A 17711-nucleotide genomic window follows, 5' to 3' on the forward strand; every position below is an offset into this window, starting at 1 on the left:
TTATCTTTTTATAATGAAACAGGTTTTCGTATACCCATGAGCTACGGCTATCGTAGTAGTAAACCAGTTATGACCTGTTTTACTACTGCGGTAGCCAAAATCACTTTTTACTTCTGATAAAGTAAATTCCCGGCTGGCCGCTCCTTAACGGTTGGTCGGGAATTTTACTATTAAATTTCATTTTGAATTGCTTTGTTATTTACCAAAGCTGACCCTTCTAGTAGGTTAATGGTACACCCCGATGCTTCAGGTAGGTGTAAACTGTCTGCCTTGAAATAGTGAGCTTCTTCGCAATGAGCGTCACCGCATAGCCCTCGTTATGTAGACTCTAGACGACACGGGCCGTTTTCTTCGCTTCTTCGCTGAGTCCCTTTGGTTTGCCCCCAATCTTCCCTTTTAATTTAGCCGCAACTAAACCGGCCATCGTTCGTTCCCGCGTCTGTGCCCGTTCAAATTCAGCGAGTGAGCAAAAAATATGAAAGATGAGTTTGCCAGCCGGTGTGCTGGTATCAATTTTATCCTGCACACTACTAAAGGCCACGCCCTTTTCTTCGAACTGTGTCACCAACTCAACCAGGTGAGACAAGTTACGGCCCAGCCGATCCAGTTTCCAAACCACTACCTCATCGCCTGAGCGCAGTTGCTGGAGTAATTTTTGCAGTTCGGGCCGATCCGTACTGGCCCCGCTAATTTTTTCCTGAAAGACCAGCTCACAGCCTGCGCTCCGAAGGGCATTCAACTGGAGGTCTAAATGCTGATCAAGGGTTGATACCCGTGCGTAGCCGATTTTCATGGTTTAGGTTTTCGTAATCGAGTATGCAAATTATTGGCATGGCTGTAAAGTTGGTCTTCGGCCATGCATTTATTTCTCCTTCAATCTGCTTTCTGGCTGGCCCTACCATTTGGTACCAGGCTGCGTCAAACTCACGGATCTGCCGATCCCGTTCTTCTGGCCGGTCCCGCAGCGGCGTACCGTGCCGGTGCGGTTAGTTTCATCGAACGATATCTTTAGCTGGCCACGACTGTGATTGCTCCAGTAAGTAAGTAAGTTTTTCAGGAATGGCCCGTACCGTAGCCGCTTGTTCAAAAATCGACCAGTACCCCTTGGCAAAGTCCTCGGTCCAGGGTTTACTGAAGAGCACATAAAATTCGATGGTGTCCTCCTCTTCACCGGCAAACTTGGCGTACCGGTCACTGGTCGTTTCGAACAGTTTCAGCAGTTGCCGGTATTCTTGATATTGTGCCGGATCGTTCAGGTGAACAACGCTCACCCGGCGAGTGTCCAGGTTGGTTGGCTTCGAGTCTAGCATGTTTATCGCTGGTTTGTCAATACCTAACTGTCCAAAATAATACCCCCTATACAAATATAGTGGACACGCAATAGTAGACAAGTATTTTGGACAGGTATTCAGCGGTATCGTGCCTGGTACGATACCGCCTATCTGTGTCAATTAAACCGCTCGTTTTGGTGGACAATAAAAAAGCCCGGTAAAAGGGCCATACACCGTTTGTTTAGGTGCTAAGGGTAAAGGTGATTACTTTATTCTGGGCGTCGAAAGCCCGGTCCTGAATAATAAGGCCGGAATCCTCATCGAACAACCGATCACCTTTGACGGGCAGCGCGTTGAAGGTTTCCCAAACCAGGGCCAGACAGTTGAAACAAGTTTGCAGCCGGATCAAACCTGTTTCAATCACTTTCGGGTCTTTATACCATTCTTCCGCTTGGGACAACTTTTTAAGCTCATTGAGTTTTTTTTCGGATAACATAAAATGGATTTTCCAGCCCTTAATAACCCACTCGCGTTGAGAAATCCCGTCAAAAATTGTGACCATTTTTATTGGTCCTCCTACATCTGGCTTGTTCATAAAATCTATTGTTTAGTTAATCGAATGACATATCCACTAATTTACTAGGGATAGGGTATACTTCGAAAAAAACGGTCGTTTTGGTGGACAAAAAGAAAGCCCAACACTTGTCAGGCTTTTCACGCTCACATGTTAATATAGGCAGAGATATATTGTTTAATTACTAAACAAATGCGATATTTGTTAGGTCATCAAGACGGTGACCAACTATCGCACCGGCGACCCGGCATTATCACATTATGAAGAGTAAATTAATCGAAAGTCATATTGAGCTCCACGAGAATGCTTTAGACTGTGTCATTCTCCTGATTTCTGACAAAGGGGAAGCCACCGAAGAGCTTCAGCAAATCATCAGCCAAGCCTTAAACGCACTAGAAGACTGGTACGAAATAAATGAGATGCCTAGCTAAGAGCCGGGTTCGCAGCGGCCGGTGCGCCGGTGCGATACCGTGCCGGTTGAAAGGGCCCCACCTTCTACCCTGATTATATATAAATTAACTCCCTTTATGAACACGCAAGAATTGATTATTCAAATTAAGGCCATCGCTACCGAAGAGGATATGAACACGGTGGCGATTCTGATTCAGGCGCAGCCTGGTCAGATGGCCCCTGAAGTGCAATCGGCCTTACTAGAGAAACTCGCCGAGATGACCGCCAAAACAAAAGAGTTGGTGACTGAGGCCAAAAACGTATTGCTTTCGCACGGGGTTAGTTACCCACTAAGTGATTGGCTGACGGCAGCTAATTACGCCAGAAAGTTTAGCATCGAAAATGTAGCCACGGTGACCAATTGGATCAATCGGGGCATTATTCCCCAAGAGAATGTAAAAGAAATCCCCGAACTGGGCCTGCGCTTAATTAAAGCTGTCGAGTATAGCCCCCGTGCGTACACGCAGGTTAATGAGGGAAAAGACGCTTAGGTTCCCATAAGCATAATGTGATAATGTCAATACCCCGACGGTTCTACAGTCGGGGTATTTTGTTATAAATCTATACAAACCGATAAGGCGGCACTGGTCTGCCCCGCTGCCGCACCGGCGGCCCGGTTAATTACCTATACGAAGTACCGTTTAATCGAACCACAAAAAAGCCCGGTCATTCCTGACCGGGCCTGAGGACTTAGCATGAGCATGGATAGAGTACGCCAACGAAACCAGTTTGGTGTTCGAGTTTTATTCCATTGCTTTGAAAAAGAATTTCAATGCCAAGTTAAAATACAGTCAACTGGAATACGATTTTGATGAAGGCATTCTATTTTTTATGGCACCCGGCCAGGTTTTTAGAATCGAGGTTGAATAGGACAAACCTTTGAATCAGTCGGGATGGATGTTGCTGGTTCATCCCGACTTTTTATGGAATACGCCTTTGTCCAAAACTATCAATACGAATGTCTCGACTACTCGTTCAATGAAGTCCTATTTCTTTCAAAGAACAAATGACCATTGCCGGTATTATGCAGAGTATTTAGCATGAATATCATTCAAACATTGACAAGTTCAGCCAGTATCTGATCATTGCTCAACTTGATTTGTTGCGCAAGTATTCGGAACGGTTTTATCAATGTCAATTCATCACTCGAAAAATAACCAATCATAAAATCCTGAATCTTCTAGAAGAAATTCTTGCGGACTATTTCAACAGTGATTGGTTAGCAAAAAAAGGATTGCCCACCGTTATTTTTGTATATTGCTGGCAGGTTGTACCCACACCTTTCCATGCTTTCAGTATCTATGAATGAGCATCAGTTTGAACAACTGATTGCTGGCTTAAGCCAGTTGCCCGCCTATACGATTGGCCGGAATATTGATAATAAAATTGTTCTCTCGAATAGCAAAATCAGCGGGTACCACGCCCGGTTGATTCATTGTACGCCCGCCAGTTTCGTCTTAGAAGATCTTACCAGTAAAAACGGCTCGTTTGTCAATGACATTCGGGTTACGCGTAAAGTTGTTGATAAGCAAGATACGCTCCGGCTCGCTGATACGACTTTTACTATTGATCAGCTTCTTGCTTTATTGAGAGTTGAGCCTGAGACTCCTCCACAAGCTGGCCCGGAGTCTCTCCCCAAATCAGAACTGAACCCGCTGGATTTTACTCAGCCGTTTGCCGACTTACATCCGGTTTATGAACAGTACCCGAAACTTCGTCGCGACTGCCGCAGTCGCGAAAAAATGATTCGGACGGGAAGCGTCATTCTTTCTTCTCTTATCGGCATAAGTGCCGCATTGACAACGGGGGGTGGAGCCTTGCCCTTTATTCAACTCATGTCGGGAGCCGGGTTAAGTATGCTAATACCAACCCTGTGTTCGACCATTTTGTCAACGGACGAAAAATTGGAAATCATCGACAAAGAGTACCGTGAGCGATACCGGTGCCCTAATCCGACTTGCCGCGATCCATTTGGGACACGGGAGTGGGACCTGCTCGCCCAACAAAAAAACTGCCGACGTTGCCAGGCTATTTGGGTCAAATAAAAAAACTTTTTATTTCTCACTTACCTTTTGCGGGCAAGCACTATTAACTGACACCTTTCAAGACTTATCATTTTATCAACCATGTCACAATCTTTTGATCAAACCGATTTACACACCGACAACTACGCCATGACTCCATCAAGCTCTACACCCGCCAATTCGGATTCGAATACTAACAAAAAGAAAGTGCTGGCTATCTCAGCAGCCGCTATGTTATTAGGCGGGGCTGCCTGGGCTATAAAGCAAAAAACAGATGGAGTAATTAAAAAGGATGCTATTCCAGGTGATGATACAACAGTTACACCAAGTTTGCCCACTACGCAACTGCCCGATGACATTGATGCAGCAGGTAAAGTAAATGATACCATGTCGTTTGAACAGGCGTTTGAGGTTGCTCGTGACGAAGTTGGTGTAGGTGGAGTATTTGGGTGGCATGGTCACTGGTACAACACATTCGAGAAGGAAGAGTGGAGTAGCCTGTCAGTACAGCAGCGGCTGGATTTTACTGAGATGATAACGCAGGGACATCTGCCGGTTGAAATCTATACACCGAATGTAAATCCTGCACAGGGGGGAGCTATACCGCAAACAAAAGAGGCACTTGAACCAACTATTATTGAGGGCCACCTAAATGGTCAGCGGGTGATGGGCCTTGATTTTGACCATGATGGCATCATAGATACGTTGGTGATGGAGGGCGAAGATGGATATAATTATAGAGTTGTTGATGAAACAGGTGACGAAGGTCTGGATACCCTCTACATATACGATTCAATGGATGGAGAATTGATGCTAGCCTCCAAAATTAAACCGACTGTCATTTCTAACGAGCAGTTCAATCAGGGCTTGGAGGCCAGTATGTCAAAAGAAGTAGTGGATTCGATTCTCGAACCAGATGCCTCTGTACCGACATCACCCCTGCCTGCTCCAACTGAAGTTCATGGTTCGGATGGGTCAGATCAGGATGTCAATTCAGATCATGATGACAATACCTATCTGGCAAGCGCCGATGAGGCAGATGATACGTACGTTAATAATGGTGATGTTCGTGATATGGACGAGTAGGGAGCATGACTGGATTTAAAACAACCCTTATTGTCTGCAAGCAATGCGGTCGACGAATTATGGTTCGTACCGCCGATGCCGAACGAGGTTCGATTACCTGTTCACACGTTGGTTGCGGAGCCATTAACAATTTGCAAACGTCGTTTCACTTTGACGAAAACATCGTGCGTGGACTGCCGGGATTTGGTCAATTGACTTATTTGGATGATCCCGAAATAACATACCCGCTTCGGTTTGGTAGCAATGTTATTGGTATCGCTGACTCCTGCACCGTTCAGGTAACTCGTTTTGTCCATAACGGGCGGTGTTTCATAAGCCGTCGGCATTGTACGCTAAGCGTGACGTTCGATAAGTGGACCGGCCAATTGCGTTATCAACTTCAGGATGGAGCCGTTGATTCCATAACTCAAACGATACAGTACAGTCTGAACGGTACGTTGCTTGGCGGTGCTCTCTTAAAAAAAACGGAGATGATTGACGTTGGCGATGGTGAAATTATTACCCTTGGTGGCACAGACCGTTTTCGCCTAATGCATTATTCTATAGCACCCGCTATGCTTGAAACATACAAGGTCGAGCTAGATTTTAACCCCGACCGTACTCAATAGCTTATGCGAATTCAGCCTGCTTTGCCCTTTGGTTTTTCACACATTGGTCAACGAAGCATTAATCAGGATACCCTATATCCGCCTGTTACAACAGCAACTGACAGCACATCACTGTTTGTCGTTTGCGACGGTATGGGTGGTGCAGATAAAGGCGAAATAGCCAGCCAGTTGTTATGTGACGCCATATCTGGGTATGCCTCGGTGATGGACTACCCGGTTTTCGACGTTGTGCATCTGCAAGCCGCTCTCGACTTGGCTTATGCTGATTATAGTAACTACCTACAGCAACATCCCTTTGTTAGCCGGATGGGGTCAACCCTCGCCCTGTTACAACTACATCAACACGGCGTTACGGTAGCTCATATCGGCGATAGCCGGGTATATCAGCTACGAGCGGGTAAAATTATTTTTCAGACCCAGGATCACAGGCAGGTTAACGATATGGTTGAGGCTGGAATTATTACCGCTACGCAGGCATTAACGCATCCCTGGCGTAATCGGTTGAGCCGCGCAGTAATGGCCAGTTCAGCCGATACAGACGGGCAGACGGGCCGGACTTCGCCAGTTAGTATAATCCTAACCGATATTCAGGCGGGCGACTATTTTTTCATGTGTACCGATGGCGTATTGGAAACGATTGACAACACCACCTTAGAAATGGTAGTGGCCAGTGATATTCCCGATCAGGCGAAAGCGGAGTCTTTGCAGGCTTTATGTAATGGGCACACAAAAGACAATTACTCTGGCTACTTGATTGGGATTAGCTATGTTGCTCACACAGAATCAGTTCATTCAGCCAGCGCCGTTAAAACCTATGCTAACTAACTTGCTACTTAGTTTGAGTTTGCTGATCGGTGGCCAGAAACCAGCGTCGACTGGTCAGACATATGCCGTTGTTATAGGCATTTCTGATTATCAAGCATTGACGTATGCAACAGGCGATTTGCGGTTTGCCGACAGAGACGCCCAGCAGGTGGTTGCCTTCTTACGGAGCCAAGTGGGTGGTAATGTACCAGTATCGCACATTCGGCTCCTGACGAATCGGCAGGCTACACAGGCAACTATTCAGCAAGCCCTAAAACTCTTTCGGCAGGCTGGTGCCGACGACCGCGTTATTCTTTATTTTTCGGGTCATGGCATGCCCGATAGTTTTGTCCCGTATGATGCCCGTCCCGGCGATCAGGGCCGGCTGTTAACCTATGAGGCTATTAAAGCGGCTTTTCATGAGTCAAAAGCGATAACAAAATTATGCATAGCCGATGCCTGTTTATCTGGTGGAATGACACAACAGCAGGCAAATCGACGTAGCTCGGCACAGACTATTGCAAGTACTATACATGATGGCAGTAACGTGGCTATGTTGCTGGCCAGTCGATCTACGCAGAATGCCGTAGAAGATGGGCGATTAGCGGGTGGGGCCTTCACGTACTTTTTACTCAAAGGGTTGACTGGGCGGGGAGATCTTGACGGTAACGGAATTGTAACAATCCGGGAGTTGCATAAATACATAGGTCCACAGGTGAGAAAGCGAACTAGGGGACGACAGACACCGGTTTTTTATGGGCGGTTTTCGGATAATCTGCCTTTATCTTATCTTTGAAGTAACTGTCTTGTACAACCTGACCCAACGATATGAATCAAACGTTTACTTCTTTTCTTGACTTCAAAAAACGCTATCCAATTCGCCCCAATGATGAGGGTGCGTTGTTGGGTAGCGGTTCGTACGGTCGAGTTATAAAAGTTGAAGATCAGCTTGAAACTGAATGGGTTGCTATAAAAATCAGCGAGTTTAAGGGCAACGATTCAAAGTCTCTACAAGCCGAAGTTGAGTTGGCAAAACGAGTCCCCCGACAAGCAAACATTGCCCGATATGATGCTTGCCATCGGTTAGAAACAGACACTAGCGTCAGCGATTTTGCGATCATGAAATACTACCCGGATGGCAATCTGGCTGACCTGATCCGACGCATAACCTTGACACCCGTACAAATTTATGAGATTACGCAGGGCATTTTACTGGGTCTTCAACACTTACACCGCCACCGGATTGTTCACCGCGATTTTAAACCGGCTAACATTCTAATTTCGCGTGATAACGCCGGGCGATTCATTCCTAAAATCGCTGATTTTGGCTTGAGCAGGCTGGTAAGGGAGGATGAACTCGACAGTTCTGATTTCGACCTGAGCGACGGACGTGGCACACCATCCTACAAAGCCCCGGAACAAATTGAAGGCAGCCGGGTTAGTTTCAACCTTGACCTCTGGGCCTTTGGCGTCATTCTATACGAGATGATGACGGGCGAGAAACCTTTCCGGGCTGACTTACGAAATAGTAGTGAACAGTCGGCTCGGCGTGAGATTGAGAAGAAAATTATTACGGTAGAACTGCCAACCCGCATTAACCAAATTGCTGAACCGTACAGTGCTATGATTCGGCGGTGTTTGGTGCGTGACATTCATGAGCGTGTTCGTAAGGAAGATGAGTTACTGGATTTACTGGATCTTATTCCCCACCTATTGACCGAAGCTAAATCGTTCCTCAACAATCGGCAATATGAAGAGGCTATTGCCTCTTTTGAGCAGATACTTGCCAAACGTGAAAATCATGCTGAGGCCCAGAAAGGAATAGATCAATGTACGGCGGCTCTTCACCATCAGCTTCTGGCGAACTTGTTGACGGAGGCCGATGGTTTGTTATCGCAACAGCTTTTTGAGCAGGCAAAAAGCCGCTATGAGCAAGTCTTACAGCTCAACCCGATTCACGAAATGGCGATTCGTGGTTTGGCCTTGTGCATAGAACAACTCCGCCCGAAGCCACTGGTTGTTGAGCCAGAATTAACGGATGTATATCAGGAAGAACGCACTGATGTTTATGTTGCCCCGCCCGCACCAATTAGTGTAGAGAAAGCTATACCCAAACCGGCTTCGATACCTAAATCTACTCCCATCGCCCCAGTCAAAAGAGCAGCTAGCCCGTCCGTGCAACGTGAAACAGGGGTTAAACCGACTGTTTTGCAACCGGCTGCTCATTCATTTAGACGGGCTTTCCCCTGGCGAATTGTGGCTCCGGTGGTAGTGGGTCTGGGTGGAATTATGGTGTATATCAATTTGCGAGGTACAAAACCAACAGAAACAACGAGTAATCAGAAACAGGATAGCACCTTAACGGCGGGTGTGGGACCCAGTTCCAATGGAAAAACCATACCTCGGAAAGATCTGGAAACTGTTAAGCTAAAACTAGTGCCTGGCGAATCGAAAGCGGCACTGGATAAACGGATTGACATTGCGCTAAAAAAAGCAAGACAGGCTTATCGAGTGAAAGACTTTTATTTGGCTATTACGCTTACTAGAAGCGCATTACAACTTGATCCTACACGCCGTGATATAGCCGAATTACAAACTGAGGCCCTTAAGGAAATTCAAAAGAAAACGCCAGAGAATGGGAAGCTGGGAGACGCTGTCATGCCTAATTCAGACCCGCCAAAAGCAGTTGTGCCAGAGCCAGAGAAGCCAAAAGCGTCGGAACCAGCCCCGGTAGAGAAAACGGCAAATGTTAAGGAGGAAGCACAGGAGCAATACGATCAACTGATCGAAGACGGACTGAAGGCAATTGCGAAGGGGAATAATAAGACCAAAGCTATAGATTATTTTACAAGTGCACGATCACTAGCGAAAGAACATGATCTGATCACCGCTAAAGCCGATGCTGCTTATACTTCCTATATGGCAACAGCAAATAGAATCTTCGACCGGGATGAATTTGACGGGGCTAAAGGCTGGTATCAGGTAGCACAGTCTCTGAAAGATACCGATGAAGTTAAACGAAAAATCAAACAATCCACAAATCAATAACCCAACTTGTATGAGTAAACCACTACACCAATTCATCCTTTTCTTGCTGTTATCATTTGTCCTTTTACCCTCTGCGCGTGTGATGGGTCGGGGATTTTCAGTGGCCGTCGTTGTCGATGACGAGTATGATCGATACAAAAAAAGAGGTGACGAATTTTTTAAGGAGGGCAGATATGTTGAAGCCCGCCGACAGTATCAGAATTGTCTTGAAGTGCCTGGTTTTGAAAATGATGCCTACGCGAAAGAACAAATTGCAGAATGCACAACCGGACTGACGTTGCGCCAGCAGGCCGATGATGCGTTGAGAGGGAATAGGGGCCCGGAAGCTGTCAAACTATTTGGCCAACTGCTAAATATCAATCCCGACGATGCCATTACAAAGATGCAATTAGCGGATTATCATGAACGCATAGGCAATCAGCTTTTCAACCAGAAACGGTATCTGGAGGCAAGGACTAATTACACGGAAGCGCTCAAATTTGCCACTGCAACAAAGAGAGAATCTCTGGTAATTCAAATCCAGACCATTGACGACATTCTAAAACCCTCCAAACGTATTGGGCTGAAGGTATTTACAGGCTTGGTCGCCGTTGGAGCAGGCGCTTACGCCTATCTCTTACGGAATGATTATCAGTCTAAAATGAGTACGCTTAACCAAATTAGCCAAACTGCTGACCCAACTGGTGGCGGTGTCATTGCTAATTCCGACACCTATCGTCAGTATAACGAGGCTTACGACGCAGCCCAAGCCGCTCAGCAGAAAAATGGTTTGTTCAAAGCCTGCGTAGGCGTTGCGGCACTGGCCACAATTGCTGAAATATACTTGCTGGTACATAAGCCAAAACCGCGTACAACCGCGCTGCAATGGAAACCCTCGTCGCAGTCATGGGGTCTGGCAATTAGCTATACATTTTGATTTACTCCACACCATCTTGTTTATTAAAAATGAAGACATCACGTACTTACCTACTTGTTATTGTTCTACTATGTGGCTTCGGTAGTCTGCTTTTAAGTTGCGGCAGTTGGGAAGTTCCTACCAAAAAAACGCAGCGTGAGTGTGTTAAGCCATCAGGCACGCTCAATACCCAGATTCAGGGGCGTAAAGTCGATTTCTCGATCACAAACAGCACGGGTACAATTGACAAGGTCATATGGGACTTCGGTAATGGCAGTACCACGGTCACAACCGGAATGACGGTTAGCTATACCTATTCAACGACAGGTACGTACAACGCTAAAGCTACGTTATCCAACTCCTGTGTGAATGATGCAACGATAGGACTATCCGTTACAATAGCCGATGCTACAATACCAGCGGTAAGCTTACAACCGGCGTCTGGTATATCGTCTAACTCAGCTACGTTGGGTATGACCGTAACATCTACCGGCAATGCAACAATCACTCAATATGGTATCTGTTATTCCAGTACGAATACAACCCCAACAATAGAAAAGGGAGATCCAACAAGTTATAAGGATGGATCTGTAGGTTTAAATACGGCTGTTCCGTTCAGCCTGACAAATCTTCAACCTAACACGACTTATTATGTACGTAGCTATGCCGTAAACCAGGTGGGTACTGGTTACAGTACGCCTGTGCAGTCATTTCGGACAGGATCGAAGCCTGCTGTTAGCATTACAGGTGCGCCAAGTACCGGTATTACAACTACCAGTGTCAACTTTATCGTGACTAATTCTGGTAGCCCCGCTGCTATAGAGTATGGTATTTGCTATTCGTCCGGTAATACTACGCCAGTAGTTGATAACTCTAACTCGACCGTTTTTCCGGTAGCTACTCCGGCGGTGGGTGCAAACACGATAGTCAATTTGCTAAATCTGAATCCCAATACGAAGTATTATTACCGAGCCTACGCAAAATTGCCTTCGGGAGAGATTACTTATAGTCCTACTGTTGAATCATTTACTACGCAGGTCGATACGCTTGCTGTGGATTTAATTGCCTCCGTGTCCTTCACTAATCAGTCCTTACTTGATGTGAGCGGGTATAATAACCATGTTAAGTTGGTTGATAATCCAACCTTTACGGCTGACCGTAATGGCAACGCTAACTCAGCTATATTACTAGACGGCGTGAATGATTATTTCTACATGCCAGAGAACAGCAACAACAGTTTAGAGCCAGATGCGCTCTCAATCAGCATCTGGATAAAACCAGTTACATTAGACAGACGAATGCAGGTATATAACAAATCGCGCTTTAATGACGGTGCATATGAAATGTATAGTTCATTATTGAAATTAGAAAATGACATTGGTCCTAACATTACAATTTTGACTGACATCAAACAAAATAGTTTATGTCAATCGGGAAAAGGATGGCAGAGTTTTCCAATTACCAATAGAATTCAACTTAATACTTGGCATCATCTCGTATTTACATATAGTGGACGTTCGGCCCGGATGTACTTTGATGGTGCATTGCAGTATTCTTCTGATGATTTACCTGCTAGCTCAATAGATAAATGTTTTGGTGGAGATCTGAAGTTTGGTGCACAGTATAAAGACCTACCCTGGTATTTCTACGGGGCTATGGATGATATACGAATTTACAAACGGGTGTTATCGACCAGCGAGGTGCAGACGCTAAGTAAACAATAAATGTATGTGGTGGCAGGTTAAAGAACCTGCCACCACATAAACCAGCAAGCTTGATTTAGTTAATCTTTTGCAGCACTTGCTGCGCCAATGAATAGAAAGGGTGGGCTTTGTCGGTGCTGATACGTTTCAGCATCGGCAGGGCTTTTTCTTTTTGCCCATTTTTGACATAAGCCAAGGCCAGAAACCACTCAGCTTTTTGTCGGAGTTTGGCGGAGGGAGCGGTCTGGGCTTTGCTCAGTAGCGGAATTGCTTCGGTAGGTTGCTTGTTGGCCAGATAGCTTAGGCCTAGGAAATAATTTTTGTAATGAATCGTCTGTTTGTCGGCGGGTAGAGTCGTTAACTGGTCAATAACCTGATCATATTTCCCCGCTTTGTATTTGCTGAGGGCATCCAAAAATTGGGTTCGGGCAGCAGGCGAAAACTTGCCCGTTGGAAAGTCTTTTACTAACTCATCGGTTGGATCGGGCGTAAAGGTTTCGGCATAGGCTATATCGGCTTGCCGATCTATAGTTTGCTGGTACGTGTAGTAGCCGACGCCCAATACCACAACTATTGAAGCAGCCGCAGCCCAATACCGCCAACTGACCAATGGCCGAACAATGGTCTGGTTGTCAGATACCAATTCTGGTTTGGCGAGTGACACTGTTGCTTTGTATTGCGTTTTTGCGCGTTCTAAAGCCCGTTCGATACCCAACGCTCGCAAGCCCAGCCGGATGTCGCGCTGTCGATCAACCTCCTCCCGAAGTTCAGCATTAGCCAGCATATCGCTCTCAAATAAACCCCGATCTGCCGCCGATAACTCATTGGTCAAATAGGCTTCAATGATTTCGTACTGATCTTCTGATAGCTTCATAATCCTTGTTTGGTAGCGGTTTGCTGATAAAACGCTTTCAATTTCTCGGCACAGTCGTATCGTTTCGATTTAACCGATGATTCCTTCATACCTAGGCGCTCGGCAATTTCCCGCAAGGATAAATCGTCGATGTAAAACCATTCGATTAGCTTTCGACACTCGTCTTTAAGCTGGTTGAGCGACTGCCGTACAGCGTTAACAATATCCATTCGCACCAAATCCCTGACCACATCGGCCGTATCAACCGTGTCTATGGTGTCGGGCATAAGTCCGCGGGTACGCAATCGGGCAGATCTTAACTCGGTCATCCACACCAACTTACAATAGTCAAAAACAATTGTAGTAACGCGGGCACCGGCCTGAAACTGATATTTTCCTGTTTCTATGTTGAGCATAAAGTTGAGTAATCCCTTCTGAAACGCGTCTTCGGCGTCCATTTCTGAACCACTATTGGTCGATACCCAATATCGAAATGAAGGGAATGATTCAGCATATAGAAACTGGTACGCCCGCTCCTCGCGACGACTTAACGCATCATACAAGTCCTGGTCTGTTGGGTAGATTGGTAGTGGTCTGGTTGACATAGAGCAGTAGAATGAGCGAAGATAAAACCCGATCGTACATAATCTTACCCGTCTGTCAATTATTGATGAATAGGCGATACAATGAAAAGGTGAGTAAGCAAAAAATAAATACTTTTTTTTCGCTTACATGACTCACCTTTTCGCATCTGCCGCTATATATAATCGAAGCCGGATTTGTTCAGGTCAAACAGATTCGGCGGGTTTTACACCGAAGTACCAAAAACTCAGGTGACGGCAGCCGAAAAGTCAATAGAGTAGGCAACGTTTAACAGTCTAATCAAAATGAAAAAATTTACTTTACTGGTGCTGCTACTGCTTGCCAATACGTTTGCGATGGCTCAGTATAAAAAAGATGGTACGCCTGATATGCGCTACAACTCGAACAGGCAGACGTATGGCAGTAGCTTTTCTACACCGAGTTACAGCATACCCAATGCGGATACAAGGTATCAGAGCGGTTACGAGAGAAACGGGACTTATGTTGAACCAAGCTATCACACGGCGCCCAACAATACAAACATAGATAATTGGTCAACTAGTGGAAATACGAATCCGCTAACCGGAAGCCAGGGAACAAGAGCGAGAGATTATTCGAACGATGCCACTAATTATGGTCAGGGCCAAACTATCCGGACAGGTCCTCGGGGTGGGCAATACTACGAGAATAGTAATGGCAATCGGACTTACGTTCCCAAGCAACCCTAGTTCCAAAACAATGTAAATGAAGGCTTTACAAAGCCAAAGTGATTTCAGCTTTCCGCTACTATCTACACCTTAAACAGTTCAACGACTAGTTTTTACACACAACATGACACCAACCTCCCTTTCCGAAATGCCATCACAAGTCAGTCCTGATGACTACTACTTCTACCACACCATTGACTTACCCGGCCTGGGAGAAATGAAGGGTGAATGGGATTTGCGCCCCTTCGCCGACGATTATTTGGGTCATATTAATTTGACCGGCAAGCGCGTGCTGGAGATGGGAACGGCCAATGGTTTCCTGTCTTTCTATATGGAAAAAAAGGGCGCATCTGTAATCAGTTACGATTTGTCGCCCGAGCTTGATTGGGATATGGTTCCCTACGCTCACAAGGATGGAGTTGCCTGGGCTCCCGAACGAAAGAACCATATCAGAAAACTTAATAATGCTTACCGGTTAAGCCATTCGCTCCTTAACTCCCGCGCTGAGTTGATACATGGTACAGTTTACGCGATTCCTAAGGAAGTTGGTTTGGTGGATATTAGTACGTTCGGTAGTATTCTGCTCCATGTCCGGGATCCATTTCTGGCCTTAGAACAGGCATCGCGAATTACCAAAGAAACCATAGTTATTACGGAGATTCTGGATAACAATCGGCAGAAGGTTTTCAACCGCTTATTTGGATGGCTGGGCGATTCTGCGGTGCGTAAAATTCGGAGTAAACTACTCGGCCCATCCATTATATTTCGGCCTATTGCCGCTGTCGGGCATCCCGAAGAAACCTGGTGGCACTTTACGCCCGAAATCCTCGAACAGTTTTTATATGTGCTGGGCTTCGGCGACGTTCATATTAGCTACCATAACCAGTTTTTTGCCCAGCACAACAAGAGCCAACTCATGTACACGTTGGTCGCCACCCGAACAGTACCTATAAAGACGGATTAACCTGTATTCTGTTGATTTATAGGTTATAACTCTACGGTTTATGCTAATTGGTGCAATTCTATGTCTGCCTGCTAGCCTTGCGGAAAGGCGTGTTTGTGCCCTGAAACGACGTTTAAGCTACGTATAGTAACTCCGTGATCAAGGTTGAGCCTACTCTATCTCCCACGTTGGTAGTGCTGCCTAACCGTTCATCAGCCCTCACAGTTCCTCGTTTCCATTGAGCCGTATAGTACCGATCCGCTGGGCCGACCAGACGTAAAAGTCATGCACAAATAACTTCTTATTCACTCCATAATCCACCCCCTACATGGACGTTTCCTCAAAATATTTCTCAGTACTCAGTACCCCAAGTCCTTATATTATCAAGTATGTATGGAGGTTTTTGTTAGACATCCACCGGGTTGGTAAGTTAAGGGAGCTGATTTCTTTCGTATTGTGGGAAATTAATCACCGGATTCTCGTTTACCATTTTGGAAAACAGTATGTTAAGTTCACAGATAATCTTGGTTTCGCTATTAAAAACGAAGGCAATAGCTTGTCTGGAGACGTTATCACAAGCTCGTTTTTAATGGAACAAGGGCTATGTTTCCAACTGGTACCGGTCGATTGGAAATATTGCGTTCAAACGACCGACAGCGTGCTTTGGGGCTGTTGTTATACCAACTTAAAGGCACTGTATTACAGCGATGATCAAAGTCGGTCGGCTGTTCTCGTTCATGAGTTCGCGTATCCAATTACATCGTTATTTATTAGTCAGAAAAATGTATTGTTCGTTTGCTCCAACGGCGTTGTTTATAAAAGCGATGATCGGGCTATGTCATTCAAAGTCGTTTTGACACTATCGAGCGCCATTAGCTATTTTTTGTTCAACAATGGCATGACAGAACTACCTGACCATACGTTGATGATTGGCGAATATGGCTCTATCTGGCAAGGGAAAACGTGGCAGAATCTGGCGTTTCTGTATTATTCCTTTGATGGAGGAGATACTTGGAGTGTCGCCGATTTTCTGCTGCGACAGGGCGTGAATAAGCACATTCATCTGGTGAAGTATTGTACCCGCTTAAAAGCAATCTTATTAACCGACGGCGATAATAAAAAACAAGTTTGGGTCAACTCGGCCCTGGCTCACTTCAACAAACACGCAGGCAACCAAAAAGACGGATGGCATTTAATTAACAAGTACCATCATCAAACGGGAGGCTACACATCAATGGCCGAAACCAAAGAGGCCGTTTTGTTTGGTAGTGATTATTTGGGAGGGACAAACTTTATCGTCAAGACATCAGATGGGAAACAGTTTGAAAAGCTAGTATTGCCCGACCCATATCGTCGCAGTCCCGTTATGAATATGATTGCCCACCAGTCGACGTTTGGTACGGAAATATGGGCTGCTTCTTACAGTTGTCTCTCTGGTGATGCCAAAAGCTTGCTTATGTGTACCAACGACTCGGGCAAATCTTGGGCGCGGGTAATAGAGTTCGACGGCACAAGGCATGAGGTTCGTTTAGCCAGCTCGTCAAACAATCCATCAAGTACGCCTTATATCTCTATAACGGAGTTTGGCAATCAACAGGACCAACATCGCCATCGGGTATACAAATTAGACCGCGACTACGAAAAAGTTGCTCAGTGAACTTCCTGGTGATATACTAAACCGCGAAAATATCTCAAATTCGCCGAATTTGAGATATTTTCGCGGTTGGCAGGGATTAGTGAACTCAACTTGCTGCCCTTATCAACTCAATTTCACCTCATTTAAAGCTTTTTGGCTATCGTTAGTTACGTCTAGGGTACAGTAGCGTTAAAGATTAAGTGAATTTTGAGGTACACCTAAAAACAAAAAAACCTCAAATCGTTGAAATTTGAAGGATTTAAATTTGTTGGCGGTCCGGACGGGGCTTGAACCCGCGACCCCCTGCGTGACAGGCAAGTGTAGACGTATACATTGTAACGAGAAGCAGGATCGAGTTACAACTTTTTTCATACTTTTTCCCACAACATGCTATTCGAAATTCAGTCAAATTTAGGCTTATTGATACGCTTGTGATACACTAGTCCCCAATTAGTGTCTAACATCTTGAATATCAGAACCAGACCGCAGTCCCTACAAGTGCACGATTGAGCCAATAGAACCTCGGA

Annotated in this window: 18 protein-coding genes and 1 pseudogene; 13 read left to right on the forward strand and 6 right to left on the reverse strand. The window is 45.6% G+C overall.

The annotated features are described in order from the left end of the window. Positions 1-217: 217 nt before the first annotated feature. From ACFS25_RS25175 to ACFS25_RS25190, 4 genes and pseudogenes are all read right to left on the reverse strand, one after another. A pseudogene (locus tag ACFS25_RS25175) lies at positions 218-313 on the reverse strand (hypothetical protein); the annotation flags it as partial. A gap of 15 nt (positions 314-328) precedes the next feature. Continuing rightward, the gene (locus ACFS25_RS25180; protein WP_381506555.1) at positions 329-793 is read right to left on the reverse strand and encodes a recombinase family protein; all 465 of its coding nucleotides are present in this window, start codon (positions 791-793) and stop codon (positions 329-331) included. A 199-nt stretch (positions 794-992) separates the two neighbouring features. Continuing rightward, positions 993-1310, reverse strand: a complete 318-nt coding sequence (locus ACFS25_RS25185; protein ID WP_381506557.1) for a hypothetical protein — start codon at positions 1308-1310, stop codon at positions 993-995. 202 nt (positions 1311-1512) lie between these two features. Further along, entirely contained in the window at positions 1513-1866 is a 354-nt protein-coding gene (locus ACFS25_RS25190) for a hypothetical protein (protein ID WP_381506558.1), read from the reverse strand. Between the two features lie 239 nt (positions 1867-2105). Here ACFS25_RS25190 and ACFS25_RS25195 point away from each other — a divergent pair, with 239 nt between their 5' ends. The 10 genes from ACFS25_RS25195 (at position 2106) to ACFS25_RS25240 (ending at position 12484) form a co-directional block, all read left to right on the forward strand. Then, entirely contained in the window at positions 2106-2276 is a 171-nt protein-coding gene (locus tag ACFS25_RS25195; RefSeq protein ID WP_381506560.1) for a hypothetical protein, read from the forward strand. Between the two features lie 96 nt (positions 2277-2372). After that, entirely contained in the window at positions 2373-2786 is a 414-nt protein-coding gene (locus ACFS25_RS25200) for a hypothetical protein (protein ID WP_381506563.1), read from the forward strand. A 795-nt stretch (positions 2787-3581) separates the two neighbouring features. Then, positions 3582-4340 (forward strand): FHA domain-containing protein, encoded by a 759-nt coding sequence (locus ACFS25_RS25205; protein WP_381506565.1) that lies wholly within the window; start codon positions 3582-3584, stop codon positions 4338-4340. 81 nt (positions 4341-4421) lie between these two features. Beyond that, positions 4422-5405 (forward strand): hypothetical protein, encoded by a 984-nt coding sequence (locus ACFS25_RS25210; protein ID WP_381506566.1) that lies wholly within the window; start codon positions 4422-4424, stop codon positions 5403-5405. A 59-nt stretch (positions 5406-5464) separates the two neighbouring features. After that, the gene (locus tag ACFS25_RS25215; RefSeq protein ID WP_381506569.1) at positions 5465-6013 is read left to right on the forward strand and encodes an FHA domain-containing protein; all 549 of its coding nucleotides are present in this window, start codon (positions 5465-5467) and stop codon (positions 6011-6013) included. 3 nt (positions 6014-6016) lie between these two features. Further along, positions 6017-6838, forward strand: coding sequence for a PP2C family protein-serine/threonine phosphatase (locus tag ACFS25_RS25220; protein WP_381506571.1), 822 nt, complete (start codon positions 6017-6019; stop codon positions 6836-6838). Next, a complete protein-coding gene (locus tag ACFS25_RS25225) occupies positions 6828-7613 on the forward strand; it encodes a caspase family protein (RefSeq protein WP_381506573.1) in 786 nt (261 codons plus the stop codon). Before ACFS25_RS25220 ends, ACFS25_RS25225 begins: the two co-directional genes overlap by 11 nt. A gap of 32 nt (positions 7614-7645) precedes the next feature. After that, positions 7646-9865 carry a serine/threonine-protein kinase gene (locus ACFS25_RS25230; protein ID WP_381506574.1) on the forward strand — a complete coding sequence of 740 codons (2220 nt, stop codon included), beginning with the start codon at positions 7646-7648 and terminating at the stop codon, positions 9863-9865. A gap of 10 nt (positions 9866-9875) precedes the next feature. Further along, positions 9876-10781, forward strand: a complete 906-nt coding sequence (locus ACFS25_RS25235; protein ID WP_381506576.1) for a tetratricopeptide repeat protein — start codon at positions 9876-9878, stop codon at positions 10779-10781. Positions 10782-10810: 29 nt separating this feature from the next. Beyond that, entirely contained in the window at positions 10811-12484 is a 1674-nt protein-coding gene (locus tag ACFS25_RS25240) for a LamG-like jellyroll fold domain-containing protein (RefSeq protein WP_381506578.1), read from the forward strand. A gap of 55 nt (positions 12485-12539) precedes the next feature. Here ACFS25_RS25240 and ACFS25_RS25245 read toward each other — a convergent pair whose 3' ends face one another. Both ACFS25_RS25245 and ACFS25_RS25250 read right to left on the reverse strand, forming a co-directional pair. Continuing rightward, positions 12540-13337: a hypothetical protein gene (locus ACFS25_RS25245; RefSeq protein ID WP_381506580.1), complete on the reverse strand. Its 798-nt coding sequence runs from the start codon at positions 13335-13337 to the stop codon at positions 12540-12542. Further along, positions 13334-13921: an RNA polymerase sigma factor gene (locus ACFS25_RS25250; RefSeq protein WP_381506583.1), complete on the reverse strand. Its 588-nt coding sequence runs from the start codon at positions 13919-13921 to the stop codon at positions 13334-13336. Before ACFS25_RS25250 ends, ACFS25_RS25245 begins: the two co-directional genes overlap by 4 nt. A 282-nt stretch (positions 13922-14203) precedes the next feature. Here ACFS25_RS25250 and ACFS25_RS25255 point away from each other — a divergent pair, with 282 nt between their 5' ends. The 3 genes from ACFS25_RS25255 to ACFS25_RS25265 all read left to right on the forward strand — a co-directional run bounded on the left by ACFS25_RS25255 (position 14204) and on the right by ACFS25_RS25265 (position 17205). Then, positions 14204-14626, forward strand: a complete 423-nt coding sequence (locus ACFS25_RS25255) for a hypothetical protein (RefSeq protein ID WP_381506585.1) — start codon at positions 14204-14206, stop codon at positions 14624-14626. A gap of 127 nt (positions 14627-14753) precedes the next feature. Beyond that, a complete protein-coding gene (locus tag ACFS25_RS25260; protein ID WP_381506588.1) occupies positions 14754-15569 on the forward strand; it encodes a class I SAM-dependent methyltransferase in 816 nt (271 codons plus the stop codon). 568 nt (positions 15570-16137) lie between these two features. Continuing rightward, positions 16138-17205, forward strand: a complete 1068-nt coding sequence (locus ACFS25_RS25265; RefSeq protein ID WP_381506590.1) for a beta propeller repeat protein — start codon at positions 16138-16140, stop codon at positions 17203-17205. Positions 17206-17711 lie beyond the last annotated feature (506 nt).

This window comes from Spirosoma flavum, assembly GCF_042686045.1.
In the GTDB taxonomy this organism is placed as follows: domain Bacteria; phylum Bacteroidota; class Bacteroidia; order Cytophagales; family Spirosomataceae; genus Spirosoma; species Spirosoma flavum.